The sequence below is a fragment of the Pirellulaceae bacterium genome, assembly GCA_019636385.1.
In the GTDB taxonomy this organism is placed as follows: domain Bacteria; phylum Planctomycetota; class Planctomycetia; order Pirellulales; family Pirellulaceae; genus Aureliella.
Genome location: JAHBXT010000003.1, coordinates 676,912 through 703,265, shown reverse-complemented (window position 1 = coordinate 703,265; position 26,354 = coordinate 676,912). Strand labels below are relative to the sequence as shown.

Sequence of the window (26,354 nt, the reverse complement as noted above, 5' to 3'; positions counted from 1 at the left end):
TTACGGACGGTATGAACGGATAAGATTGCTACTTCCACTACATGCTAGCGACTGGCTACAAGGGGCTTTTCCATGCGATTGGTTTGTCTCGGAACGACCGGCTACCACCCCAGCCAGTCCCGACATACCGCTTGTTACTACCTGCCCGACCAAGGCATCGTGCTGGACGCCGGAACCGGGCTGTTTCGGCTGATCGATCAGTTGCTGCAAGCCCCGCGCCGACACATAGACCTAATCCTCTCTCACGCACACCTAGACCACATCGTAGGGCTAACCTTTCTTCTGGACGTGATGACGGTGACCGGGCTGGAGCAAGTCCGCATTTGGGGACAGGCCGACAAACTGGACGCCGTACGCGAGCACCTATTCCACGCGGCGCTGTTCCCGGTTGCTCCCAGTTACGACTTTCGACCGCTTGCAGGAGCTTCGGGGCGCGTGCCACTGGCCGAAGCGGAACTGGAATACTTTCCTCTGGATCACCCCGGTGGATCAACGGGTATGTTGATTTCGACTGCCGACAAGCGGCTGGCCTACGTGACGGACACGACGCCACAACACGACCCGCAGCTAGCCAAGCAATTGCAGGGCGTCGATCTGTTATTGCACGAGTGCTATTTCGGCGACCAGCACCAACAGCTTGGGCTGCGGACTGGTCATAGTTGGCTGTCCGCAGTAACCGAATTCGTCAAACTGACCAGACCGCGACAAACACTCCTGATTCACGTCAATCCGCTGGCGACCGACGCTGAAAACGAACTTGGTCTTGATGCCGAACATCGCGAGCTGGGCATGCGACTGGCAGAAGATGGAATGGTGGTACAGGTGTGAACTGAGTGCGGTAGTGCAGGAGGGTGGTACAAGGTTGCAGAGCAGCAGCCAATGCTCTTACACAAGCACACTTCCAACACACCACCCAAATCCAGCGACCGCCGGCCCACCAAGCGATGGTGAAGGGCCGGCGTCAGGCGGATAGCTTGCGGGATTATCGCCTTACGCAATTTTCGGTGGTAGCGCTTGGCATTCCGACTCGCTTATTCATCGGCTTCACTTACCCCACCCTGCGTGTGTACGTGTGCATGCCTTACCATGCGCTTGTCGAGCACAGCTACAACTCAATCTTGCGAAGGCGCAGGGCGTTCAGCACGATGATCAGATCCGATAGCACCATGGCCAGTGCGGCTAAGATGGGATGCAGCTCGCGTAGCGGAGTTGGCAGGCCGCTGAAACTGGCCAGGACTCCAGCGGCAATTGGAATCAGCGCAACGTTGTAGGCGAAGGCCCAAAATAGATTCTGCTTGATGACGCGCATGGTAACGCGACTCAAGCGAACCGCCTTGGGTACGGCAATTAAGTCCCCGCGCATCAGAGCGACATCGGCTGATTCCAAAGCGATGTCGGCACCGGTCTCCAGCGCTATGCCAATGTCAGCTTGCACGAGCGCCGGAGCATCGTTAATACCATCACCCACCATGGCCACGGTAGCCGCCGGCGACCGTTGAAGCCGGGCAATGAAATTGGCTTTATCTCCGGGCAGGACTTGAGCGGCGACATCCTGATCCTGGATGCCGACTTCGGTAGCGATAGCGTTGGCGGTCCGCGCGTTATCACCGGTCAGCATACTGGCTCGAATACTCATTGCCTTCAGTTCGCGGATCGCCATGGCCGCATCCGCTTTGGGCACGTCAGCAACGGCCATCAGCCCCAAGACCTGATCATCGCTTGAGATCCAGAGCACGGTCTTGGCTTGATTTTCTAATTGCACAGCGCGCACGACCATCGCTTCGGGCAGTGCAATGCCGCACTCTTTGATCCACCAATCTGTGCCGACTCGTATGAGCCGATCATCAATTTGCGCTTGAGCCCCGCAGCCAGGAACGGCCAAAAATTCACGTATGTGAAGTGTCGGCGGCGCACTAGACAGGACACTGGAGCCACTGAGTTGTCTATTGGCGAATTCCACCACGGCGCGGGCGATCGGGTGTTCACTTGCCTGCTCTACGGCGCGGGCCACATACAACAGTCGATCCCGAGAACTATCGTTCGCATTGCCGCCTTGATCGGCGCACAGGATGTCCGTAACGCTGAGCTGCCCGGTGGTGAGCGTCCCCGTCTTGTCGAAGACGATGTGCTGGACCTGATGCAATGTTTGTAGTGCCAGGCTGGATTTGAACAGAATGCCCATCTCGGCCCCCCGCCCCATGCCTACCATCACGGCCAATGGGGTGGCCAGCCCCAGCGCGCATGGGCAGGAAATTATCAGCACGGCAATCGAACGGAACATAGCGGTGCTCAGGCTGCCGCTGGCGTACCACCAGGCAATCAGAGTCACTGCAGCCACGACCAGAACGATTGGCACAAAGACATTAGAAATGCGATCGGCCAACTGCTGCACCGGTGCCTTGCTGGCCTGAGCCCGCTGAACCTGGGCGACAATTCGCGCCAGGGCGGTATCGCTGACCAGGCGTGTCACGGTGACGTGCAGCAGCCCCTGCTGATTCAGCGTACCGCCCAGCACCGCGTCGCCTTTGGATTTGGGGACCGGCAGGCTTTCACCGGTCAACAAGCTTTCGTCGACTGTCGAACTGCCGTGCTTGACCAAACCATCCAACGGCACGCGCTGCCCTGGCTTGACGACCAAACAATCGTCAATCTGAATCTGGTCGATGGGCACATGTACGATATCCAGATTCCGCAACACATCAGCCGAATCGGCTTGCAGTTGAACCAGCTTTTCAATCGCCGCCCCGGTACGTCGCTGAGCACCGCTCTCGACAATCCGCCCTAACAGAATCAGCGTAATGATGGTTGCGGATGTCTCGAAGTACACGTGATCGCCTAGTTTGCCCCATCCGAAGGTGTCCACCACCAGGACGGCCGCGCTGAAAAAATAGGCCGCTGAGGCACCGATTGACACCAGCACATCCATGCTGGCAAAGCGATTCTTGAGAGACTGCCAGGCGTTGGCGTAGTACTCGGCTCCGACGACGAACTGGACGGGGGTGGCCAGCGCCCCCAGCAGCCAATTGACCCAGGCGGCGTGCGCCCAATGCCCTAACAGCCCAAAATCGCGTCCCATGCTGATCATGAAAACGGGAACCGTCAGCGTCAGCCCAAGCCAAAAACGGTACCACTGACGCTGCTGCACATGATGACTGGCCGCGCGGCGCGCATCTGCCAGCGACTGCGAATGAGACTGGTGAACGACCTGAAAGCCGGAATCGGTAATGGCCTTTTCTAGCTGTGCGACGGTAGCCGCATGCTGGTCAAACGTTATCTGCACAGTGCTAGCCGGGAAATTGACGGTCGCCTGGCGCACCGCCGTCAGCTTGCCCAGCGCGGCTTCAATCGAGCGAGCACAATTGACACAGGTCATTCCCGTGACGGGCAGTTCGATCGTCCTGTCGCTCATAGGCATTACAACAAGTGGCGAGCTTTAATTTCCAGGTACTGATTGATCATACGAGCCGTCATCTCTTCCGGAAAGACGTCCAGTGCCAAAGTCCCCGTGGCCTTCAGTCGCTGCAATACCTGATGCCGCCACAACAACAGTTGTCCGGCTGCTGCACTACGATACATGACATTGGGGTCAGGACTCGGATTATCGGCCGCTTGAAACAGGCCATGATCGCGCAACAATACCAGCAGCGGAAGATGGCTGCCGACCAAGTGCTTCAAATAGTTGTGAATCTGGTCGGAGTTGACTTGGTCGATGACGTGGGTCACCAACACCACCAAGGAGCGTCGGCGACAATGTCCCGACAGATACAAGAACGCTGAATCATATCGCGATTGGACCAGGCCGGGGAATTGATTGAATCCAGCATGAACAATGCGATTGATCTGCCGGCGACCACCTGCGGGCGGTACATAGGTATGAATGCGATCGGAAAAACACAACATACCCACCGAGTCGCCTTGCATGAGCGCCACATGGCTGAGCATCAGGACGCTGTTGAGCGCGTAATCTAACAGACTAAGTCCTTGGTATTGGTTGGTCATCATGCGTCCGCAATCCAGCAGGAATATGATCCGCTGGCTCTGGTCCGTCTGAAATTGTCGGACCGTCAACTTTTGCCGCCGTGCGGTGCTTCGCCAGTCGATATGGCGATAGTTATCGTCAAGTTGATAGTCACGCAGTCGTTCGAATTCGTTATCTTGACCAACCTTACGAGTCCTGCGCACACCAATCTGACTCAGCCGGTTGGTACGCGCCAGCAGCGAGTACTCCGCGATCTGTTTGATGTCGGGATAGACATGCAAATCATTCTGGCAACTCAACGTGTGCTGCCGTTGCCAGAAGCCGGCCCGACTGAATGATCGCAAGTAGACATGCTCCAGCCGGAATTGCCCGCGCCGATGCGGCACCAATCGGAACTGTACGCTGCCGCGCGAATTGGGTTCAAGGTGCAGGCGATGGTGCTCTGGCGACAAATCCAATCCGTCACTAGTCGTATCATCGCGAATCAGTAAATCGACGGCGCGGTGCCCTCGATTGTCGATGTCGATGTCGACACGATGCTGTTCGCCCAGCGAGGCGACGCGCTGCATCGATCGCGTGGCGTGCAACCCGGACGGTACAGGCAAAGTGAACAGGTCAATCACCGCCACCAGCGCCAACAGTAAACCACTCAGCAGCACGACCATCCACCACCAGCTGGGCGACCAGGACCAGGGAACCAGCAGCGACAACAGCAGTGGCGTACTGGCGGCAGCAACCGACCGCCCGGTCGGATAAGTGTGCTGCGCGATGACCAGAATTAACAAGGGCGCAACGCAGACGAGCAGCGCCGTCCAGGGAGTCATTCCCCAGTCCAACAAAGAGAAATCTGCAAGTAGAGCTGGCAGCAATTGCATGACTTCCAATCGACTACCCGGGAAGCGGTGGTTCAGAACCAGCGGCAGCCTGGCCAGTCAAATCCAAATTAGGTTGCCCACCTGTAGTTGAATGCGCCATATCAGGTGCCGCGCCAATGGCTATGGCAACGTCGCTGGAAAAACTGTTGCCTTTGGGCACTTCCACGCTCTTGAGCAATTGCCGCAACTCCCCGTCCACGCGCAGTCCTTCGACTTCAGCCTCGGCATTCAGAATGACTCGGTGCCGCAGGGCAGGCAGCGCGATATCGACAACATCGTCGGGAATCGCATAATCGCGACCGCGGAAGGCGGCTAATGTTCGCGCGCCCTGAACCAGCGCTAAACCAGCACGCGGCGAAGCTCCTAGAAAGAAACTGGGCCACGACCGCGTCTGGCGCACCAAGCGATTAATATACTGAACCAACTGCGGCTCGACTCGCACCTGAGCATTGGCACGAATGACATGCAATATCTCGTCTGGGCCTGTCACCGGCGACAGTTCTTGCTCCATGCGCTGATTGAGGTCTATTTGTTGACTATGCAGCAGCAAAATCTGCGACTCTTCGGCCTCCGACGGATAATCGACGACGACTTTGAACAAGAAACGATCCAATTGAGCTTCGGGCAGATTGTAGGTGCCTTCGCTTTCTATCGGGTTTTGGGTGGCCAGCACTAGAAACGGTCGCTCCAGTACGTGCGACGTTCCATCGACGGTCACCCGAAACTCCTGCATAATCTCGAGCAATGCCGCGTGAGTCTTAGCCGGGGCGCGATTGATTTCATCGGCCAATAACAATTGTGTAAACACCGGCCCTGGACGAAAGCGAAACTCTTGGGTCCGCATGTCCAGCAGCGGAGCACCAGTGACGTCAGAGGGCATCAGGTCAGCAGTGAACTGGATGCGCCCGAACTTGCAATTCAGACAGCGCCCCAGCGCGCGGACGAATAAGGTCTTGCCCATGCCCGGCAGGCTTTCGATCAGCACATGCCCGCCAGAGAACAGCGCTACCAGAGTCGAGAGCACGAGTTCGTCTTGGCCTACAAAGATTTTATGTAGCTCGCCCCGAATGGCTTCAAATAGTTCTTTTGTGCTGCGCATTACTTGCCACGTGGCTCCAAAGTTGCTTGAAGTTGCCAAGCTCGATTCCGCTCGATTGGTGGCTCATCATGGTAAGCGACCGACGGGTTCTATCCTAGTACGGCAACAACTTCTGAACGATGCGTTTAGCACCACAAGAAAATGCCCCATGCGCGCCCGCGGTTACCACAAGGTTTTGACAGTGGATACAATATCGGCTGTCGTCTACGAACACGCTTGTCCGTCCGATCGGAAAATGGGGCCGACCTGCGCCGTCGGGCCTACCTGCATGCGACCTGCACAAGGGATTGAAGATGAAGCGCAAGCAATCTATTGCTCCCAACCCAGCACAGCCGTTGTCAGATATCGCGGCGTCTTTACCGGTTGAGCCAGTCAGCGCATCGACCAGCGATCTGGATCGACTGGCTCGTAGTTTTGCAGATGATTTCGACGTTTTTGATGATCAGTCGGATGGCTCGGTGTCACTGGAGGAGCTGAGCCAATCGTATGCTCAAATATTGTCGAACCCCTCCAGCCATGGATCGACAGCCCAACAGCAGGTTGCCAGCTTAGCCGACGATGGGCAAGATCCAGACAGCACTGCAAACGATTCCGCCGGCAAGGCGGAACAAGCTGCAAATTCCGAGTCGGCGGGTGCGGTTGGGGTGCCAGAGGATACAAGTAATGATCGCTATTGTGCGGTCACCCCGCTGAATATTGTAGAAGCGGTTCTGCTGGTGGGCCGGCCCGATAGCGGACCAATCACGGCCACCGAGATCGCGGCGCTGATGCGCGGTGTGACCGAGGCCGAAGTGGATCAACTGGTGGTCCAATTGAATCAAGGGTACGCTGCCGATCAGCGCGCATTCTATGTAGCCAGTGTGGGAGGTGGATACCGATTGCAAGTAGCCGAGGACCTGAATTATCTGCGCCAACAAATGATGGGACCAGCGCGGCCCGTGCGACTCAATCAACAAGCCATCGACTGTCTGGCACTGGTCAGTTATCAGCCGGGCATTAGCCGCGAAAAACTGGATTCGCAAATCGGTAAACCCTGTGGCGGCGTACTGAATCAATTGGTCCGCAGGCAGTTACTGGAAATGCGTCGCGAAAAGGCTGGCAATCAATTGCAACCGCATTACTATCCGACGCCGCGATTGTTGGAGCTGGCCGGCTTGGAATCGTTAGACGATTTGCCGACTGCCGAAGAATGGTCGCAACCAGGGTAAATTGGTCCGACGGGCTCTTGATAGCTCGCCCTGGCAAGAATTGCCTGTATTGCAATTCACAACACAATATGCGAAGAGGCAAATTGCAAAGTTCGCTGAATGCTCTGTGGAGATAATCGATGGCTAATTCAGAATCACTCATGGTCTGAATGCCCGCTGAAACGCGAGCATTGTTCAGCGAGGCCGCTGAATTGCGCAGGATTAGCGTCAGCGACTACGTACGTTTGATGATCGCTGAGCAGGCTAAACGCGAAGTCGAATCGGCTCAACATCAGACGATTTCGTTGACACCGCAAGAGCAACTATTGTTTTGAAACGCGATCGCTAAGCCACCCAAATTGACGAAGGCACATAGAGTGCTTTCACAAATCATGCGGGGCGAGAAATGAGCGCTGTAATCTATCCTTCGGGATGGACGTTGCAACTCTTGACTCGCAGGTACCTGCGAAAGTCATTTGATTCTGGTCAGGCCGAGGGTCGATGAGTGGCTGCATAACAAAGCACTTCAAAGCCAGTTGAAGAAGCTGACCGCTAATAAAGTTTTGACCGACGACCAGAATGCCATCGCGGCGTATTACACTCTAGCTGCATCCCCAATCGACTTCTCGAACCTTCCAAATGAATTGACAAGGCAGCTATCTAAACGGCATCTGCCTGTGGCCGTGCTAGCTTGGTTAGATGTCTCTCGCAGTCACCAAGGACAATCGCTAGGAAACCGTGCACTGGCAAGCGCTGTTGGTGAATGTTATCAAGCCAGCCGAACGTTACCAATTGTCGCAATAGTCCTTGATTGCATTGATGAACAGGCAAAAACGTCCTATGGTAAATTCGACTTTCATAAGTTGCCCGGGCACCCGACGAAGCTGTTCCTATCCTGTAAATTGTTAAAGAAGCTGGGGACGCTTGCTTAAACGGCTCGGTTGGTTCGGCTTCTACTTTACTGGGTCTGTCCAACGGCCCCACTCTGTTGCTTGCTGTCAAAGGAGGTACCCGATGTCGGGCCGGAGAGCCCGACATCGGGTGAACTGAAGCGTGTGCGAGTTCATGTGCGAGCGGGACTCTGAGATATCGGAGAGTCGAGATGCCCAAATAACTACTCTCCGATACTCAGAGTGCCCGTTTCTCCATGGGCCAAGCGAGGCCGGTTTTCAACAGTCTTGTCCTTGATTTCTGCGCTCAGCACGACGCGGTTTTCGGGAGTCAAAAACAACCCGGTGACGCGGCCCGTATAGACCTGACCGGCAACTCGCAATTGAACCGGCCGGTCAACTAGTGCGTAACTTTCCAGTTGCGACGATGGTAGTTCCAAGCGGACGTTGCAGGTAGTGTCCCGATGTTCGGCCCGCCGACGGTTGTTTTCCTCCAGAGTTAGCTCTGGACGGAACGCAATCGTGCCGGATCGCGTATTTTTGTCAACTTTTACTTGACCAAGCGGTTTCCAGGAGGTATTTACTTCTGCTGAACAAATCTGCGACGCAGTTGTGCTCACACAACAGGCCAGAAAAGTTAAGTGGGCTATGAATTTCATGTAGTGGCTCCAGGTGGTTGATTGAATCGCCATCTGAACCATACGTCAATTTGCGGCAGAGGAAATGCCGCATACTCTATTTTCCCAAGTTTCTGCTGAAAATGGCCGGGCCGACAGCTCCAGGTTGCGTCCAGGCAACACGCCAGTTGGTGAGTGCTGCAATGGCTCTACGACCTGCATCTGTGCCTGCTGTGAAAACGAAACAAGCGACGGTGGCGACCACCTTTATTCATGCCGCAGAGCTTCGATGGGATTCATTTTGGCGGCCCGGATCGCCGGAAACAGCCCAAACACGACCCCAATCGCAATGGAAATGAAGAAGGCGATCGGAATCGAAGCCAGCACAATGCTGGGCGTGAGATTGCGGACCACCTCGGGCAGTGAATTCATGACCTCTGGATAATGCTTTGAGGCGAATTGACGAGCCATCACCACGGCGGGGCGACAGAAGATGCCAGCCAATATCCCGGTGACGCCGCCGACCACGCTTAACACGGCCGCTTCGACTAAAAACTGCGAGATGATGTGCGCTTGCTTGGCCCCCAGCGCCCGACGAATGCCAATTTCACGAGTCCGTTCGGTCACGGTTGCCAACATAATATTCATGATGCCAATTCCGCCAACCAACAAGCTGATGGCAGCCACCAGCCCCATGAAGACCATGAACATCAACCGTGTGGTGCGCGCTTGTTCCAACAACTCCAACGGCACGACCACAGCCACATCTTGCATGCTGTCATGATGCGCCAGTGCATTTTCGATAATTGCCGCTGTGCTGCGGACATTGTCGACGTGATTGACTCGGACCGTAATCTGATTGAGCTGTAACATTTCGCCCTCAAACGTCCCTGCGCTGCGACGAACAACGATATCACCGATACGCTGTTGTAGAGTACGTATGGGAATGTACATGTCGTTCGAGAAATCTTGAGCTTCCATTGAGCCACCGATGGCGGCGGAGGCGTTGCGATGCTTGAGCACTCCCACGACCAGATAGTAGTTCTGATTCTCCGGCAGATAGACACGCTTGCCAATCGGCTCTTCAAACGGAAACAGTCGCTCGGCCAACCGAGCGGCCAGCACGCACACATTGGCCGTATTGAAGTTTTCGGCATCGCTGATGAAATGCCCGCGATCAACAGTCAGTCGTGTGATATCAGCGTACTCGGGAGTGCAACCGACCAGTCGCCCATCAACGGTTCGTTGTTGATATTGGAATTGTCGCCGGATTTCACGAATGGGAATCGCGCTGGTGATGGTTGGAATCGTGGATACCAGCATGTCGAACTCCTCGCGAGTCAACCCATAGGGAGTGACTCCGGCCACAGCCATCTTTTCGCTGGGCGGCTTGACCGAACGGATCATGATCGTGTCGGCACCCAGACTTTCGATCTGTCGCTGTGCCTCGCGGCTAATGCCTTCACTAATCGCCAACAGCCAAATGACGCTGGCCACACCAATGAAAATACCCAGCACCGTTAACAGCGATCTGAGCGGATGCAGCCACAGGCTCTTGACGCCTAACTTCAACGTTCGGAAAAACAGCATATCGTTATCCGTTCTCAACCGAATTCTTGTTCAAGGCCTGCACGGAAGCGGTCGTTGCGGCTGGGCTGGAGGTGTTGGCGACTGTTGCCTGTTCGGCGAGTTGTGCGGCGGTCAAGCTTTCCATGTAAGCTCGCCGGGCGGCTGCCTGACGCTGCCCAGGATCATTGGTGACGTCGGATTGCAACAATCCGTCGCGCAAGCGCACCACACGTTTGGCGCGACAGGCAACTTCGTCTTCGTGTGTGACCATGATGATGGTCCTTCCTTCGCCATTCAGCTCATCGAACAGCGCTAGAATCTCCGCTGTCGTGCGCGAGTCTAGATTTCCAGTCGCCTCGTCGGCTAGGATGAAATAGGGATCGTTCACCAAGCTGCGTGCGATGGCGACTCGCTGCTGTTGACCTCCAGACAGTTGCGTGGGCCGGTGGCTTAAACGATCCTCCAAGCCCACTCGCCGCGCCAGTTCGACACAGCGCCGACGCTGCTCAGCGCCTAGCCGTCCCTGATAGTACAACGGCACTTCGATGTTTTCGACGACGGTCAATTGTTGGATCAAGTTGTACGATTGAAACACGAAACCGATGCGTCGCGAACGGATTTCTGCCAACTGGTTATCGGTCATGGTGGCCACATTATCGGTGCCCAACAACAACTGGCCAGAAGTGGGTTGGTCCAGACATCCCAGTAGATTCAAGAGGGTACTCTTACCCGAACCGGACGGCCCCATGATGGCCACATAGTCGCCCTCGGGCACGTCAAACGACACGCCGCGCAGCGCCCGCACGGTCTCGCCCTTGAGCACGTACTCTTTCTTCAAGTCGCGAATCGAACATGCAGTCTTCATCGGTCCTGCCCAGGTCGTTCGCGGCGTTGGCCGCCTGCCTCAGCGCCTCCCGGAGGACCACTGCGCCCCGGTTCCTCTCGCGACTGGCCACTGCCTGTGCCTTCACGTCGCTGCGATCCATCGCCAGGAGGTCCACGACGCTCCGATGAAATCGGCTGACCATTGGCCGGCGACTGGGACTCGGGCGATACAGTTGATTCTGCTGACGAACCAGATGGCAGTTCGCGGTTCGTGAACTTGGCCAATTCCACCTTTTGACTTGGGTCTTCCAAAACCGGCAGCGTCATCAGCGATAGAAAGTTGCGTGGATTCAAGGCGACCTCATCCTTTTCCGCCAATCCCGCCAGGATGGTCACCATTTTTTCATTGGTAGCACCGATCTGAATCTCACGTGTCTCCCACTGCTGGCCGCGTTTGACCAGACAGAAATGATGGTCGCGATACTCATAAATTCCGTGCACCGGAATCTGCAATGCATCGGGCAATTGCTCCACGAAAATACGCACTTCTGCCGACATACCAGTGCGAATAGCCTCTGGTGGGTCAAGTATCTCCAGGTAGGCTGCATATTGCTTTACCGACGAGCTAAACCAACTGCCCGGCTCGGCATATTTGTTGACTCGTAACACGCGTGCCAGCAGTTCCTGGGAAAACGCGCTGACGCGGATTTTGGCCGGCATTCCGGCAGAGATGCGCACGACTCGCGATTCATTGATCAGCGCCTTGACCTGCATCTTGGTAGGATCTGGTAAGCGAATTATTGCTTGCCGCTCGCGAACAATCGCACCGGGTTCAACGATAAACTCGCTTCCACCTCGACCACTACGCTGGTTGTAATATACCACGATACCATCTGAGGGCGACTTGATGTTGCACTTGCGAATCTGGTCCTCAATCTCATTCTGTTTGGATTGCTCCTCGCTCAACACATTTTGGTCGGAACTGAGCTTGGCGCGCGCAGATTCGATATCGCTTTCCAACTGCACGCGATTCTTTTCTTTGGTCAGATTGTCAAGCACCGACAGCCTGGCTTGGGCCGATTCCAAGACATTGCGAGCATTGGACACCGAGAACTCTTCCGCTTCGATTTGCAAACCTTTTAACATACCCTTAGCAGCCAATCGACGAGCACTATCCAAATTCAGTTCGGCGTTACGCAGTTGTTGCTCGGCCACTGCAATCTCAGACAAAATGGCCTTACGTTCGGATTGATAGGTGCCGTTGAGGTACTCCTGCAGGGCAATCTCGTTGGTGCGTACGGTAGCCTGGCTACTAATGACTTGCGCCTCGGCGCTGGAGACCGTGATGCGCTGTCGTTTGAGTTCGTCTTCCAGAGCGGAAGAATCGAGTTCAATCAGCTTGTCACCTTTCTTGACAAAAGCCCCTTCTTCGATGACCCACAGAATAGCGGTACCGGTACTGCCCCGCGATTTGACTTCATTGATCACATCGATATTCGAGCTGCTCTCAATCTCGCCTTGTTCCAGCACAACATGATCAAACGGCGCTTTGACGGCAGCGACCGTCAAAGGCTGCTCTTTGAGTGACGTTCCGCTAGCGTTCCCGCTAAATTGACGCCAAGCGTAGAAGCTCAATGACACCACGGCCACTAAACCAATTAGCCAAATCAGGCCGCGACCGTGGTGGGAATTTCGCCTGAGTGATTTGATTGCAGACACGCTGGGGCCATCCTGGAAGTGGAGGGGAGCTTAGTAGCTGGGGAACGGCCGGGCTTGACGTTGTTGGCCCACCGATCGAGGAACTTCCATTCTAATTGCAAACTCGCCCCACCGCAGCCCCGAACATCGGCACTTTCGGCCTGCCGGAAATACCCGTACAGCCACAAAGACGCTCTGTAATCAAAATTCCATGAACATTTACGATAAATCTTTATCGGTCAGCTTGCGATGCTGCGCTGAACCTAGGAGCGGAATCGCGCGAGCCACCCCATAATTCGGAAAATTATCTGCGTGAACGGTCTCAAAATACTGCGCCCTAATCATCTTGCAGATTTACTGCGAGTACAAATCGTCCATGGCTTGATCAATCGACTCAACTGGCATCCTGCTGTCCAAAAGTTCGCGCCGGCACTTGAGGGTGCGATGATTCGCGGTATCTGCTCGAGCCAACAGCCGATCGCGAGCTGCTAGGACATTCGTAGCTGGCTTGGCTTGAGCTAACCCCAGCCGAAGCGTGGTACCGCGCTTATGGATGAGTGCTGCCACCTGCGTAGCTGCGCTCGCCAATTCACTTTGAGTCCAATCGGCGAGCGTGGTAGTTGGGGACTCTCTGCGAAGAGCATATACATTCTCCGGAACACTTCCGGTGTACCTAGCCCCGTCTCGCCGTTAGCCTTAATCGTCACTCGCCGCCAGCGATTGACGATCGCATTATCGGGCCACTCGATAACGACGCGCGACATAGCACCGGGGAGAACGGTGATTGCCGATGGCAGGGGACCTGGGGCCCAGGCCGATGGCGGATTGGCACCGACATTTTTCTTTGCAGTTTGTTGCGGTCCGGGGCTTATCGCGACGGTTGCTGGCGATACTGACGCACTGGTTCTGGATGACGCTTCGCACAGTTTTCTGCTTTCAGCAGCTCTAAGCCTCGAACTCCTATCGGCCGTCGATTGGCAACTTCGTTCACACGTGTTGAAACGCAAAGATCGGCTACGGAACGAACTCATACCATCGACCGTGATGCTCAGGAGCACCACCGGCGTAGCATCTCGGCAACATCTACCACGTCTTGAGAGTTTTCAAAAAGTACGTCGCGCGTATCAACGATGGCTTGTCGCATGGCATGCCGATAGTCGCCATCCGTGGCAAGCCAAACGGCGGTTTCCACATAATGCTCCAGACTGTCGGCAATCAAATCTTCCATACCCATGCGGTGGTACATACCCAGCGCCAAACGCCCTCGCAGAAACTGCGCTCGGCTGGTGACAACCGGCGTGCCCATGGCCAGAGCTTCGTAGGTCGTATTGCCACCGCCAAAGGGAAAGGGGTCTAGCATGACGTCTCCCAGGCTGAGCAGTTGCAGGAAATCCGGCTGAGCAACGGCCGGAATGAATCGCACGCGGGGCAATGTATCTTCCAAAGTCTGCTGCCATCGGGCCAACAGCGCTTTGGTCCAAACGGGTACGCGGCCTTCGATCACAACCAGCTCGCCAAGCGGATCTGCCTGTAAAATCCCACGAATCACCGCATCGTATTCCGGATGGAACTTAAATAAGGTCTGCGGACACAAGTATAAATGGCGACCCGGGCTCAGTCCAAAATACTCGCGGCTGCGCGATGGTCCTTCACATTGCGGGCGATAATAATAGACTCCCATCGTCGGCAGCCTGACCAATTGCTCGCTGTAGTGCCCGTCGGCATCGATTGGTTCAGCCAACGCTGTCGAAATGAAGTAGTCGATGTGTGGACTGCCGGTAGTATCAGGATGTCCCCAGGTAGTGGCTTGAATCGGTGCCATACGCGAATAACACAGAGTTTGAGTTAGCGCATCCATTCCAATGTCAGAAAAAATCAGAATATCCAAATCCAACTCGGCAATCATTCGTCTGGCCGCTTCCGGGGCACGCGGCACCTCCACGTAGCTCTCGGCGGCGCGTTTAAATCGCCGCGAGAAATCGTCGTCATGATGACGCAGAGCGACGACAGAGACTTCAAACTCTGATTTTGGCAGTAGTTCGATCATCCCTAAATTCAGCCGCCCAATCGTGTGATTGCAGTAGTGTGCCGACAAGAATCCGATACGTGGTCGCGATCGCTGGGGCCGCCAGTTTGTACCCATGGCGGCCGGACAACTCTGAACCCCGTGATAGATGCGGGCCAAATTCTGCATGACGGGACGATCATTTCGACCGTGGTAAGCAAAGTTGAAACTGCTGGGAATCATCGACCGGCTAGTATCCACCTTCACGCCGGAATCGGCCAGTGCCGCTACTCGTTTTTCCAGGCGCTCACGCCAATAGTCGACCTGCTCCTGAGACTGATACATGATCGGCAGCATGGTCGCGCCCAACACCAGATTCACTGGGCTCGGCTGGCTGGCCTGAGCGGCTTCGTAGTGCTTGAGCGCCTCGTGGGGCTGGTTGTTCGCAGCACAGATGACACCCAAATTCTGATGCGCAGGGGCGTAGTCAGGCTCCAATTCAATGGCTTGCTGGTAGCAGGCAATAGCTGCACTCTGTTGGTGCAAGTCTTGCAGTAAATTACCCAGCAGATTGTGCACCTCCACATTTCTGGGCTGAAGCGCAGCCGCTTTTTGAAACAATTCTAAGGCTTCATCCAAGCGACCTTGCTCATGAGCAATTTTGCCTTCCGTGATATAGCTTAGGAAATTCAGCGACGACTGGCCGGCCGCTTCCCGCAACTCGTGTTCAGGCGATGGTGCGGGTACTACCCAAATTTCCTTTTCGCCATCATCTGCCAGCGAGGGCCCACACAGCTTTGGGGTTGCGTGAGCCCGAAATAACTTCGACAGCGAAAATTTCTTCAACGCCGGATCGAAATTGCAGAGTAGCCACAGTCCGGCCAGTCGCTATATCGATCACTCCTACACCACATTTCAATTCTTCAGCATGCTGGCCAATCGGCAAACCGCCGAAAATATTGGTCTCGCGAATGCGCGACAGCCCGATAAAGGCTAGGCCACCGGCGAATGCCAGTCCGCGCGTGTAACCGGGCAACTGGGCAATGGAACGAGACTGCCCGCAGCGTCTGTCGATCCACACCAGTTCGCCTCGCCCTGAGTTCAGTACGAACAATTGCCCGTCGTGGACACGCGGCGAGTGTGGCATACATAACTCCCGCGATACGACCCGACCGCTGGGCACCTCCAGAATCGCGCCACCACTGACTTTATTGTCGCGCCAACCCGCCGGTTGATCGGTCTGGCCTAGCACGGTAACAAATCGAGGCTGTCCAGATTCCATCGCCAGGCCATTGAGGTGGCAGCGATCCTGATCGACCAACTGCGAAATGAACGGTGGTTGCCAGCGCGGCACAAAATTATATTGGTTGCTGAGCGTACAGAGGCTGGAGAACAGCGTATTGACGACCCACAATCCATCGCTGCCCCAAGCCAGGTCGTGAACATGAATGCTACCGGTGATAAAAGACATCCGCGATAGCCAGCAACTGTCATAGGTTCCTGAAGGTTCAATGCGCGGTGCCAAATCCTGAGCAGAATTCAGAAAATAAATCTGTCGGCGCGTCCCCACAGCAAGGCGATCTGGGGCGACAGCCACTCCCATCACTTGCTCGAAATTGTGGAACGCAAAAGCCAACTGTCCTTGATGAGTACCAATCGAAATCAGCTTGCCAGCTTGGTAAGTCGACACCAACAGCGATACACCCAATTGCTCAAGCACCGCTGCAAAGTTGCTGGTATGCGTATATTCGACCTCCCGCTGCAACGGAGCCGCGACGTTAGTCTTCTCTGGGTCGACGGGGGAGTCTCTGTGACCGCCGGCCGAGTTAACTGGGGAATCCATCGGTGATGGTCTTGACGAAAATATTTATGCGAGATCCGACAGTGCATGAGTGCTATCACCCAGCCGGTCTACGGAGATACCAATGATGCCTAGCATACTCAGGTACAGATTGGTTAGCGGCGTACCGTCGGGATAGGCTAGATGACGGCCTGGTCGTACGGCTCCTGCGCCTGAGCCAGCCAACAAGATGGGCAAATTGTTATGAGCGTGAGCATTGCCGTCTGCGATTCCACTGCCATACACGATCAAGCAATTGTCCAGAAGTGTGCCGCCACGCTCGGGCACTTCTTTCAGTCGCTGAAGAAAATAGGCCAGCTGGGTCACATGAAACTGATTGATCTTTTGAATCTTAGCTTGCTTCTCCGCCTTACCTTCATGGTGCGATAGATCGTGATGACCTTCGGGAATATCTAGGAATCCGTAACTTCGATTACTGCCTTCATTGGCCAGTACCAGCGAAGCTACGCGCGTTGAGTCTGTCTGAAAGGCCAGTACTAACAGATCGGCCAACAGTCGCAGATGCTCAGCATAGTCAGCGGGAATTCCCGCCGGTCGCGACATGGGCAGTTGATCGACTGGCGGTGCCGAACCGGCTTTGGCGATTCGCAACTCAAGCTCGCGTACCGCCGTTAAGTATTGATCCAGTTTGCGTTTGTCGGATTGTCCTAGTCGGTGGTACAGCCGTCGAGCATCATCTGACGCCAAATCGAGTATGCTTTGGCTGTAACGCAACCGTCGCTGGCCGGCTGCAGCCGTCTCGCCAGGCCGTCCCGAGCCAAATAGCCGATCGAAGATTAATGCTGGGCTGACTTCCTTGGCTAAGGGTTGCGTCTCGGTCATCCAAGCGATGTTCGACGAATAGGCGCAGCTATAGCCTGAGTCGCAATTACCCGACTGAGCGCCCGCGTCGGCTCCCATCTCCAATGATGGTAAGCGTGTCCATTGTCCTAAGTGACGCGCGGCGACCTGATCCACTGAAATACCGGCGCGAATGTTTGCTCCGTCGGTCTTCTTGGCTTGAGTGCCAGTTAGAAAAGTGGTAAGCGCACGAGCGTGATCGCCACCACCATCTCCATTGGCTTCTGCTTTCTTGTGCGATAGGCCGCTCAGCACACAGAAATCTGCCTTTAGACCTGCCAGCGGCTGCAGAGTGCGCGGCAGTTCGTAGTCGTAACCCTCTGTGTGTGGTAACCAATCGGGCATGTGTTTGCCGTTCGGAGCATACAGAAATGCCAAGCGGACTGCGGCGGCCGATTCCTGAGCACCCAACAGCCGACGTGGTTCCATCGCTTCCAGCAGTGGCAAGGCGATGGCGGTCCCAATTCCTTTGAGAGTCGTGCGTCTGGAAATAGATCGTCTCAACATGTGCAATCCTTGTTTGGAAATCGCTTGAGTTCCAAGCAACTCTTCGAATTGGCCACTTTGGTACACTCGACGCCGAACTATTATAGCAAACCCTGCGGAGCCTATAAACTACAGTGTCGCCAAGTTGAATGCTGAACGCTGACAGCCCCCACGCCAGAGTTCATTCGCTTGCAGAGAAGTTGAGCTCAATAGTGCAATGCGCGCAAAGGAAAACCCGCCGAGGCACCGACGAAACTCACACGTCCTGTGGTGGCACTCTGAGCCGCTGGCCCGTGGGACTGAAGATTGGCGATTGATAGACTCCCCATTGCGACAGTCGATAAAGACTGGCGGTACCCAGGCAGCCAAGACCATAGATGCAAGATCTACGGAAATTGATCGACGAGGCTTCAGCAAAGTACTTCGTGGGACAGGAGACCTCTCCAATTTGGAATCCGGCCCGAATAATCTGTGCCAACATCTGATTGTCGAACACGAAATCATCTGAGTTCTCCTCCAGCGGCAGCTCCTCCAGAATCCGTTTAGAAAACGCACGATAGCCGGTATGAAACTCGGTGAGTTTGGAACTCATCAGCAAATTCTGAGCAAAGGTTAGTCCACGATTGGCGACATACTTGTATAGCGGCATTCCGCTGCGCCGCGCTTTTCCACCCAGGATGCGGCTAGCGATGACGCAGTCGTAAAGTCCATTGCCAATCAGCGGCACCATGGAAGGGATTAACAGCGGCGTGTACTGATAGTCCGGGTGCAACATCACCACAATGTCGGCACCCAGCTCCAGCGCTTTGGTGTAACAGGTCTTTTGATTGCCACCGTAGCCGCGATTGCGTGGATGCTGAAGAACATGCAAACCAAGTTCATGAGCTATGCGTACCGTATCGTCCACACTAGCGTCGTCCACCAAGACAATTTCGTCCACCAACTGCCGATCGACCTCGCGGTACGTCTGCAACAACGTTCGAGCGGCATTGTAGGCCGGCATAACCACGACGACCTTTTTATCTTGAAACATTCAACGACTTCCTTACAGATCTCGGCGTCGAGCAAAAAAAATAAGTGTCCCACCGTGGCCCCGCAACCCGCACAAGCCGACTGGAATAGCGGCAACCGCACACAGCCAGCCGCCTAAGACAAAGTTAGTCAGTTTTAACCAGGTGGGCTGTTGGACGCGGCGTTTGGTCAACAGCTTGAAGAATGTGTTCGGAGCGAACCCCAGCCAATTCAAGGTGCTTTGCGCGAACCCCAGCAGATCGTATTCATATTCCGAGCGACGTAGTTGTTGCGCTTCAAATCCTGCCGTCGCCAACAAGCCACCCAAACTACGGGCTGAAAAGTGATGCAGATGGCGCGGGACGTCCCAGTGCAGCCAATGCCGGCCAAACCAACGCGCCACCCAGCTCCCGGCGTCCGGGACTGCAATGATGAGAACGCCGCCGGGTTTCAGCAGAGAATGAATTGTCTCTAAGTCCTGCTGTGGCTCAGTTAGATGTTCCAGGACATGCCAGAGCGTCACACAATCGAATGGACCTTCAGCCCCAGCCTCATCTAGACTTCCAAAGACCGTTAACCCGCGCTTGCGCGCCAGTTCTGGAAACCGCTCGACGCCATATACCGACCACCGCTGGCGACGCGCCGAATCAATCAACGTTCCATCGCCGCAGCCGACATCCAACCATTTCGGTGACGCACTTGCCAGCCAGCTTCGGACGATGCGCAAGCGACGCCAATCACAGTAGCGTGCGGTAAATCCATGGCGATCTCCGTGATAGCTGGCCGAGTAGTAACGATTCAAGTCATTTGGCACTGGGTGCGTGGTCAGATGCCCTGTCTGGTCCGCTTGAACAATCGAAAAAACGTCACCGCTGTCGGCATCGACGACTCTCTCAAGTACGACACGCGCGCCGGTAACAGCAGTCGTAGATTTCTGTGGCACTCGCAGTTCTCGCAGCCCGTAATGGAGACAAGGTGAAGATTATCGTGAATTTTTCACTAACCGCAGCCATGTCGGCCGGCGGATTGGAATTCATTATTTTAGACACCCGTCCAGGCCGTGGCGAGCATTGCTGCGAGTCGGCGGTTTTCTTTCGATGGCTACCGTCGCCAGAGGGTGGAGAAGTATTGGTTGTCCCTAACCTAACGTGCGCCGATGCGTTTCGGCGCGCCGCCGATTTCATTGGTACAATTGGAATAATCGATTCCAAACTACCTGACGCTGATCCGGATTGGATAGATTCGCTCGACAAACGTTTCGGTCTTATAATGGGTAGTTTCTAATGGCAGTTGGCTGGCGATTGGCCACCACAGACATAGCCTTTAGCCACCTTGTGCCCACAGCGGCTCGCCCCCCACCAGCAAATCCCTGTCCATGCCGAAGCGCAAGAAAAAGCACAATCAGCCAGTTGCTAGATCAGCGCCGGTTGGCAATAAGACCACAAGCCCTGCACTTCTCAGTGTCTTGTTGGCTGCAGTCACACTTGTCAGCTACCTGCCGGTCTATCGAGCTGGGTATATCGAGTTCGACGATCAGATGTATGTGCGCGATAACGTGCATGTAGCTAGTGGATTGACGGCAGACAATATCGCTTGGGCAATCACTTCGACCGATTACGCCTCGAATTGGCATCCGCTAACGTGGATCAACCACATGCTGGATGCCGAACTGTTTGGAACAGCGCCCGCAGGCCACCATGTGATGAATGTCCTGTTCCATGTGGCTTGTGTTGTCTTGCTGTTCTTGCTATTGCGAAGAATGACGGGACAAACGATCGCCAGTCTAATCGTCGCCGGCTTATTCGCAGTACATCCCATGAATGTCGAGTCGGTGGCTTGGATAGCGCAGCGTAAGGCGACGCTCAGTACGCTGTTGGGCATTTTGACAATCTGGTTTTATAGCGACTACGCACAACACCGCAGCCTGCGAGCATACGTTGTCAGCCTGGTCATGTTCGCATTGTCACTTTCGGCCAAGCCAATGCTGGTAACACTACCCTTTGGGTTACTGCTCTTGGACTACTGGCCGTTACAGCGTCAGGCAATGGAGCCGGCCACCGATAGTGCATCGGCTCGGTTGCAAGCACTTATTTGGGGTGTGGTGCGTCTGCTTCCAGAAAAAATCCCGTTTTTTGTGCTGACGATGGGTGGCGTGTGGATGACGCTCGTAGCTCAATCGGATGCGATGAATCCATTTGACAAATATCCATTATCGGCTCGGCTAGGTAATGTCACGATCGCTTACGTTGAATATCTATGGATGATGATCTGGCCAGTCAAGTTGGCTGTCTTATACCCGCTGTACGCCGACACCATCACGGTCATCAGGGTTGCTGGAGCAACGCTTTTCGTAGCAACTGTCTCTGTGGCATGCCTCTGGTTGGGCCTGAGGCAGCGTTATCTGTTAGTGGGCTGGTTGTGGTACTTGGGGATGCTGGTTCCAGTCATCGGTTTGATTCAGGTGGGTGCTCAGGCACTGGCAGACCGTTATGTATACGTGCCAATTTGGGGCATCTGGATAGGACTGGTTTGGGCAGGGCACCACGGATTGCAACGCCTGACGATTTCGCAGTCCTGGAAATGGGCCCTGGCACTGGTGGCAACCGTGATGTTTGGCTGCTTGAGCTGGCTGACATTTCGGCAAGCCGCAAGATGGCATGACACGGAAACACTGTTCGGTTCGGCTGTCGAAAACACAGAGCGCAATTGGCTAGCGCATCGCGTACTAGCCAATCACTATCTGCAACTGGAGGACTATCGCCAGACCATCTACCACTGCCAACAGCCAGAAACCTGGGGACGAGAAGACCCGCATTTCCTATCGGCATATGGGCGCGCGTTACACGCCATTGGCTCGGCTACGGAAGCCATCGTGCGGCTGGAACGCGCGGTCGAATTAGACCCCAGCATGGCACTGGCTCGTGCCAATTTGGGCTGGGTTTACCTGGATTTCGGAAGATACCAAGATGCCGCCGATCAGTTGTCCGCCGCTGCGCAACTCTTGACCGACAAGGATACGGTCTATTCAAAGCGAATCACCTATGCCAATTGGGGAATTGCGTTGTCCGAGTTGGGGCAACCAGCCGAGGCATTAGGGAAATTTGAGTACGCGTTGTCGCTTGAACCTAACCAACCTGATTTACTTCGGGCTGCCGCGCAGCTGGATATCCGATTAGGGGCATTGCAGCGTGCCGAGCAGCGAGTGCACTCCATTTTACAGGGGAATCCAGGCGATTTAGCAGCTTTCCAATTGTTGACTGAAATCTACCGGGTTCAGGGGAATCTGCCGGCAGTCATCCAAAACCTACGACAGTTAGTCGAATCCATTCCGAATCATTATGACGCTCGATTACAGTTGGCCAATGCGTTGCAGCAGGCGGGTCAAGTGGATGAGGCCCGCGCCCGGTGGCAGGCCCTAATTGACGAACTATCAAAATTCGATCAGGCTAAAGTTGCTTCTTTTCTGTCGCGGGTCTATTGTCAATTGGCCGAGTCGTGGACAAGGGCAGACCCCGCAACTGCCGTGCAGCTACTCACGAAGTCTCTCGACTACTGGGCGAACAACGCCATGGCAATCAACAATCTGGCATGGTTGTTGGCCACGTGCTCCCAAGCCGAACTGCGTGACCCCCAGCGAGCCTTGACTTTGGCTCAACAAGCCCTCGAGCTGTCTGGTGACAACGAGTGGTCGGCACATTCAACTTTGGCAGCAGCCCTGGCGGCAAACCAGCAATTTGATCAGGCCGTTACCAGTGCCGAGCGAGCCAGGCAGTTATTGCAAATTCACCCCATACCAGATGCAGTTCAGTCGCTGAACGAGCAGCTAGAGAAATACAAGAACGGTCAGTCACACCTGGAGTAAGCGCATGCCGTTTGAACACCGCATCCATTGCCGACAAAATAGGAACACAAACGTTCAATTCGCACCAGTACGTTTGCTACTACAACAAATTAGGCTCAATGGTCTGGCTTCTGCGAGGCTGCTATGCTTCTGATTCTTGGCAGCAGCGGCTATGTGGGCTCGGCCCTCACTCGCTTTCTCGATTCCAGGGGGGTCGCCTATCGCGGTCTTTCGCGTCGGGATACCCGCAACTATGCGCTCGAGAATTTAGACCAAATAGTCCGTGAGTTGCGTCCAGATTTTCTGATCAATGCTGCAGGCTATACCGGCAAACCCAATGTCGACGCTTGCGAGTTGCACAGGACGGAATGCTTGTCGGGAAACAGCGTTCTGCCCGGCGTCGTTCGGCAGGTTTGCGAGGCCAATAATCTGGCATGGGGGCACATTTCGTCGGGCTGCATTTATAGCGGCGCACGCCCCGATGGTTCTGGGTTTACCGAAGCCGATCCACCCAACTTTGACTTTCGACACAACAACTGCAGCTTCTATTCAGGCTGCAAGGCACTGGGCGAAGAACTCCTGAGCGGAAGTTCGCAGACGTACATTTGGCGCTTGCGAATACCATTTAATCATCAGCATTCAAGTAGAAACTATCTCTCGAAATTGCTCAGCTACGATCGCTTGCTGGACGCTCGCAATTCCGTGACTGATCTAGACGATTTCGTGCGAGTGTGCTGGGAGTGCTGGCAGAGGCAGGTTCCGTTTGGAACCTACAATATTACCAATCCAGGTTCGATTACGACGGCTGAGGTGGTCGAACTGATTCAGCAATTACTCCGTCCTAACAAGCGCTTCCAGTTTTTCGAAAGTGAACAGGAATTCATGCGTCTAGCGGCTAAGACACCACGCTCCAACTGCGTGCTGGACACTTCAAAGCTTTTGGCCACCGGCATCGAGATGTTGCCGGTCCGCGCGGCAATTATTCGAGCGTTGGAGAATTGGTCCGTGAACTAACTTATTGCGCCCCACAGGCGGTCACTCGTACCCCAAAACTCACTGTTGCTCTCCAGTTCCATCTATGCCTAAGCGAAAGAAACCAGCACGGCCCGCTCAACCATCAACCAGTCTACCGTTGGCTGACAGATGGATAGTGATTGTATTGTGCTGTGCGTTGGTACTGCTGACTGTGGTCAGCTACATACCAGCGTATTTCGCAGAATTTGTCAACTACGACGATCAAACCTACGTCTTTGGTAATGCACGAGTACTGTCGGGCCTGTCTATCCCAAACATCTTATGGGCGTTTAGCGACGCCAGATCTGCGAGCAATTGGCATCCATTGACATGGATCAGCCACATGCTGGATGTAAGCCTGTTTGGCCCGCGTGCAGAATTTCACCACGCCGTCAATGTCGGCTTGCACGCAGCGAACGTCGTATTGCTCTTTCTGTTGCTTAAACGACTGACTGGTACCGTGCTACCCAGCATACTTGTGGCTACGATGTTTGCAGTGCATCCCTTGAATGTGGAATCGGTTGCTTGGGTCGCTCAACGGAAGACTGTCCTAAGCACCTTGTTTACAATCCTATCAATTTGGAGCTACGCACGCTGGACCGAACGCTCGCGCATGATTGATTATGCGGGGTGTATCGGCCTGTATGCATTATCGCTGATGGCCAAGCCGACGATGGTCACCCTACCATTGACGTTGCTTCTGCTCGATTTCTGGCCATTGCGAAGATCGCCTTTCCAAAAGGAGCTGCGAAGTGGATGGCCAAGTGCTGTCGACCTGATAAGAGGCTGGTGGCACCTGCTACCGGACAAAATTCCCCTAATCGTCATGGCGATGGCCACCAGCCTGTTGACATTGTATGCACAAGACAACGCGATCGCCCAGTCGAGCAAGTATCCATTCCAAGAGCGCCTGGCCAATGTCGTCGTGTCCTACGTCGAGTATCTGCGGATGATGGTTTGGCCAGTGAAATTGTCTGTGCTGTATCCTCTGTACGGCATCGACAATCATGCACTCAAGGTCGCGGGCTGTTTGATGCTGTTAATTACAGTGACCGCAGTGTGCGGTTGGTATGGGCAGCGGCGACGTTACTTACTAGTTGGCTGGTTGTGGTACTTGGGGACGATGATCCCCATGATCGGGATCGTCCATATCGGCGCCCATGCAGTCGCTGATCGTTACGTTTACATTCCCTTTTGGGGACTGTGGATTGCATTGGCATGGATGCTGTATGATTCTGTGAAACATTCTCAGAACCGCTGGCTAACGCTATCTGGATTGTCAATAGCGGGTATTATCATGGCCGTCGGGCTAGGCTGGATGACCTTCCGGCGCGCGGAGAAGTGGCAGGACACGGTAACGCTGTTCTCGGATGCAGCAGCCAATACCGAACGAAATTGGCTAGCCCATCGCTATCTGGCCGAACATTACCTGGTAAATGAAGACTATCAGCGCTGCGAGTTTCACTGCCGCCAATCTGAGCAATGGGACGACGAAGATGGCCTGTTCTTAACGACCCATGGTCGGGCGCTGCATGCCTTGGGGGATACGGGGCGAGCACTACCCAAGCTGCAACGGGCGATCCAATTGCGTCCTGACTTGCCGATGGTTCACGTCAATTATGGGTGGGTGTTATTAGATACAGGGCGCTATTTTGATGCTGCCGATCAATTTGCGGCCGCTTCGCGCTTACTAACCAAGGTACATCCCGACGCCGCCTGGCGCACCACACTGGCCAACTGGGGAGTTGCACTTGCTAAGTCGGGACGACCTCAGGCAGGCTTGGAAAAATTCGAGTTAGCTCTGCTCCGCGAGCCGGATCACCCGGATTTGCTGCGCGCAGCGGCTGAAATAGAGTTGCAAATGGAACAGACAACTCAGGCGGAACAACGAATTCGCAAATTGCTCAGCGCGAATCCGCAGGATGTCGCCGCCATCGAACTGCTAGCTCGCGCTTTGGCTGCGGCTGGCAAATTGCCGGCCGCCGCCGATACGTTACAGCAGTTGATTCGCGACATCCCGACGCACTTCAGCGCTAGAATGCAACTGGTCGGGATACTAGACCAATTAGACCAAGGCGACGCGGCTCGTAGCCAACTGCAGGAGATCATCAGGCAGTTGTCCGGCAATGAACGGCCCGACGCCAAGCGCTTCTTATCAGGAGTCTACATGCGACTTGCGGAACTGGATAGTAAATCCGATGACGCAACTGTAGTGATGCACAGCTATCAGCGAGCAATCGAGCTGTGGCCGGACAACGTTCCCGCGAACAACAACTTGGCATGGCTGTTGTCCACCCACCGCGACTCGGCAGTTCGCAATCCATCGCGAGCCATCGAGCTGGTTACCCAAGCGCAGAAGCTGCTCGACCAGCCCGATGCCCAGTTGCTGTCAACTTTAGCTGCTGCCTATGCGGCCAGTGGACAGTTTGACCAAGCTGTCGCGACCGGTCAGCAAGCCTTGCAGTTGGCCGAGCAAGCCGGTAATTCACAGTTGCAAACATCACTTGGCGCGCAGATTCGCCTGTATGAACAGCAGCAGCCTTACGTCGAACCGTAA

19 protein-coding genes and 1 pseudogene are annotated in these 26,354 nt (G+C 54.9%); 7 read left to right on the top strand and 13 right to left on the bottom strand.

Annotation, left to right across the window (positions count from 1 at the left end; all coding sequences use genetic code 11):
* The first annotated feature begins 72 nt into the window (after positions 1–72).
* Entirely contained in the window at positions 73–828 is a 756-nt protein-coding gene (locus KF752_13455) for an MBL fold metallo-hydrolase (GenBank protein ID MBX3422554.1), read from the top strand.
* Between the two features lie 277 nt (positions 829–1,105).
* On the opposite strand, the gene KF752_13450 is transcribed toward KF752_13455, so the two are convergent.
* From KF752_13450 to KF752_13440, 3 genes are all read right to left on the bottom strand, one after another.
* The gene (locus KF752_13450) at positions 1,106–3,409 is read right to left on the bottom strand and encodes a copper-translocating P-type ATPase (protein ID MBX3422553.1); all 2,304 of its coding nucleotides are present in this window, start codon (positions 3,407–3,409) and stop codon (positions 1,106–1,108) included.
* Positions 3,410–3,414: 5 nt separating this feature from the next.
* Positions 3,415–4,803, bottom strand: a complete 1,389-nt coding sequence (locus KF752_13445) for a DUF58 domain-containing protein (protein MBX3422552.1) — start codon at positions 4,801–4,803, stop codon at positions 3,415–3,417.
* A gap of 64 nt (positions 4,804–4,867) precedes the next feature.
* A complete protein-coding gene (locus KF752_13440; protein MBX3422551.1) occupies positions 4,868–5,953 on the bottom strand; it encodes a MoxR family ATPase in 1,086 nt (361 codons plus the stop codon).
* 293 nt (positions 5,954–6,246) lie between these two features.
* On the opposite strand from KF752_13440, the gene KF752_13435 reads away from it, so the two are divergent.
* Positions 6,247–7,161: an SMC-Scp complex subunit ScpB gene (locus KF752_13435; GenBank protein MBX3422550.1), complete on the top strand. Its 915-nt coding sequence runs from the start codon at positions 6,247–6,249 to the stop codon at positions 7,159–7,161.
* A gap of 149 nt (positions 7,162–7,310) precedes the next feature.
* Positions 7,311–7,550: pseudogene (locus tag KF752_13430) on the top strand (DUF1778 domain-containing protein).
* 704 nt (positions 7,551–8,254) lie between these two features.
* Here KF752_13430 and KF752_13425 read toward each other — a convergent pair.
* The 10 genes from KF752_13425 to KF752_13380 all read right to left on the bottom strand — a co-directional run bounded on the left by KF752_13425 (position 8,255) and on the right by KF752_13380 (position 19,885).
* On the bottom strand, positions 8,255–8,689 hold the full coding sequence (locus KF752_13425; GenBank protein ID MBX3422549.1) for a hypothetical protein: 435 nt from the start codon (positions 8,687–8,689) through the stop codon (positions 8,255–8,257).
* Between the two features lie 225 nt (positions 8,690–8,914).
* Positions 8,915–10,237, bottom strand: coding sequence for an ABC transporter permease (locus KF752_13420; protein ID MBX3422548.1), 1,323 nt, complete (start codon positions 10,235–10,237; stop codon positions 8,915–8,917).
* A 4-nt stretch (positions 10,238–10,241) separates the two neighbouring features.
* Complete coding sequence (locus KF752_13415) at positions 10,242–11,081, bottom strand: ABC transporter ATP-binding protein (protein ID MBX3422547.1); 840 nt, start codon at positions 11,079–11,081, stop codon at positions 10,242–10,244.
* Entirely contained in the window at positions 11,078–12,760 is a 1,683-nt protein-coding gene (locus KF752_13410) for a biotin/lipoyl-binding protein (GenBank protein ID MBX3422546.1), read from the bottom strand. Before KF752_13410 ends, KF752_13415 begins: the two co-directional genes overlap by 4 nt.
* A 333-nt stretch (positions 12,761–13,093) precedes the next feature.
* Positions 13,094–13,306 carry a hypothetical protein gene (locus KF752_13405; protein MBX3422545.1) on the bottom strand — a complete coding sequence of 71 codons (213 nt, stop codon included), beginning with the start codon at positions 13,304–13,306 and terminating at the stop codon, positions 13,094–13,096.
* A gap of 481 nt (positions 13,307–13,787) precedes the next feature.
* Entirely contained in the window at positions 13,788–15,590 is a 1,803-nt protein-coding gene (locus KF752_13400; GenBank protein MBX3422544.1) for a tetratricopeptide repeat protein, read from the bottom strand.
* The gene (locus KF752_13395) at positions 15,514–16,587 is read right to left on the bottom strand and encodes a TIGR03032 family protein (GenBank protein ID MBX3422543.1); all 1,074 of its coding nucleotides are present in this window, start codon (positions 16,585–16,587) and stop codon (positions 15,514–15,516) included. Before KF752_13395 ends, KF752_13400 begins: the two co-directional genes overlap by 77 nt.
* A gap of 24 nt (positions 16,588–16,611) precedes the next feature.
* On the bottom strand, positions 16,612–17,952 hold the full coding sequence (locus tag KF752_13390; GenBank protein MBX3422542.1) for a DUF1552 domain-containing protein: 1,341 nt from the start codon (positions 17,950–17,952) through the stop codon (positions 16,612–16,614).
* 235 nt (positions 17,953–18,187) lie between these two features.
* Positions 18,188–18,964, bottom strand: coding sequence for a glycosyltransferase family 2 protein (locus KF752_13385; protein ID MBX3422541.1), 777 nt, complete (start codon positions 18,962–18,964; stop codon positions 18,188–18,190).
* 12 nt (positions 18,965–18,976) lie between these two features.
* Complete coding sequence (locus tag KF752_13380) at positions 18,977–19,885, bottom strand: class I SAM-dependent methyltransferase (protein ID MBX3422540.1); 909 nt, start codon at positions 19,883–19,885, stop codon at positions 18,977–18,979.
* Between the two features lie 44 nt (positions 19,886–19,929).
* Between KF752_13380 and KF752_13375 the strand changes: the two genes are divergently transcribed.
* From KF752_13375 to KF752_13360, 4 genes are all read left to right on the top strand, one after another.
* Entirely contained in the window at positions 19,930–20,226 is a 297-nt protein-coding gene (locus KF752_13375; GenBank protein ID MBX3422539.1) for a hypothetical protein, read from the top strand.
* 91 nt (positions 20,227–20,317) lie between these two features.
* Positions 20,318–22,804: a tetratricopeptide repeat protein gene (locus tag KF752_13370; GenBank protein ID MBX3422538.1), complete on the top strand. Its 2,487-nt coding sequence runs from the start codon at positions 20,318–20,320 to the stop codon at positions 22,802–22,804.
* A gap of 123 nt (positions 22,805–22,927) precedes the next feature.
* Complete coding sequence (locus KF752_13365; protein ID MBX3422537.1) at positions 22,928–23,797, top strand: sugar nucleotide-binding protein; 870 nt, start codon at positions 22,928–22,930, stop codon at positions 23,795–23,797.
* A 64-nt stretch (positions 23,798–23,861) separates the two neighbouring features.
* Complete coding sequence (locus tag KF752_13360) at positions 23,862–26,354, top strand: tetratricopeptide repeat protein (protein ID MBX3422536.1); 2,493 nt, start codon at positions 23,862–23,864, stop codon at positions 26,352–26,354.

What these genes read in the sequence shown, in the direction of transcription:
- KF752_13455 (MBX3422554.1), top strand. Translation starts at nt 73, where the DNA reads ATGCGATTGGTTTGTCTCGGAACGACCGGCTACCACCCCAGCCAGTCC.
- KF752_13450 (MBX3422553.1), bottom strand. Translation starts at nt 3,409, where the DNA reads ATGAGCGACAGGACGATCGAACTGCCCGTCACGGGAATGACCTGTGTC.
- KF752_13445 (MBX3422552.1), bottom strand. Translation starts at nt 4,803, where the DNA reads ATGACTCCCTGGACGGCGCTGCTCGTCTGCGTTGCGCCCTTGTTAATT.
- KF752_13440 (MBX3422551.1), bottom strand. Translation starts at nt 5,953, where the DNA reads ATGCGCAGCACAAAAGAACTATTTGAAGCCATTCGGGGCGAGCTACAT.
- KF752_13435 (MBX3422550.1), top strand. Translation starts at nt 6,247, where the DNA reads ATGAAGCGCAAGCAATCTATTGCTCCCAACCCAGCACAGCCGTTGTCA.
- KF752_13425 (MBX3422549.1), bottom strand. Translation starts at nt 8,689, where the DNA reads ATGAAATTCATAGCCCACTTAACTTTTCTGGCCTGTTGTGTGAGCACA.
- KF752_13420 (MBX3422548.1), bottom strand. Translation starts at nt 10,237, where the DNA reads ATGCTGTTTTTCCGAACGTTGAAGTTAGGCGTCAAGAGCCTGTGGCTG.
- KF752_13415 (MBX3422547.1), bottom strand. Translation starts at nt 11,081, where the DNA reads ATGAAGACTGCATGTTCGATTCGCGACTTGAAGAAAGAGTACGTGCTC.
- KF752_13395 (MBX3422543.1), bottom strand. Translation starts at nt 16,587, where the DNA reads ATGGATTCCCCAGTTAACTCGGCCGGCGGTCACAGAGACTCCCCCGTC.
- KF752_13390 (MBX3422542.1), bottom strand. Translation starts at nt 17,952, where the DNA reads ATGTTGAGACGATCTATTTCCAGACGCACGACTCTCAAAGGAATTGGG.
- KF752_13385 (MBX3422541.1), bottom strand. Translation starts at nt 18,964, where the DNA reads ATGTTTCAAGATAAAAAGGTCGTCGTGGTTATGCCGGCCTACAATGCC.
- KF752_13370 (MBX3422538.1), top strand. Translation starts at nt 20,318, where the DNA reads ATGCCGAAGCGCAAGAAAAAGCACAATCAGCCAGTTGCTAGATCAGCG.
- KF752_13365 (MBX3422537.1), top strand. Translation starts at nt 22,928, where the DNA reads ATGCTTCTGATTCTTGGCAGCAGCGGCTATGTGGGCTCGGCCCTCACT.
- KF752_13360 (MBX3422536.1), top strand. Translation starts at nt 23,862, where the DNA reads ATGCCTAAGCGAAAGAAACCAGCACGGCCCGCTCAACCATCAACCAGT.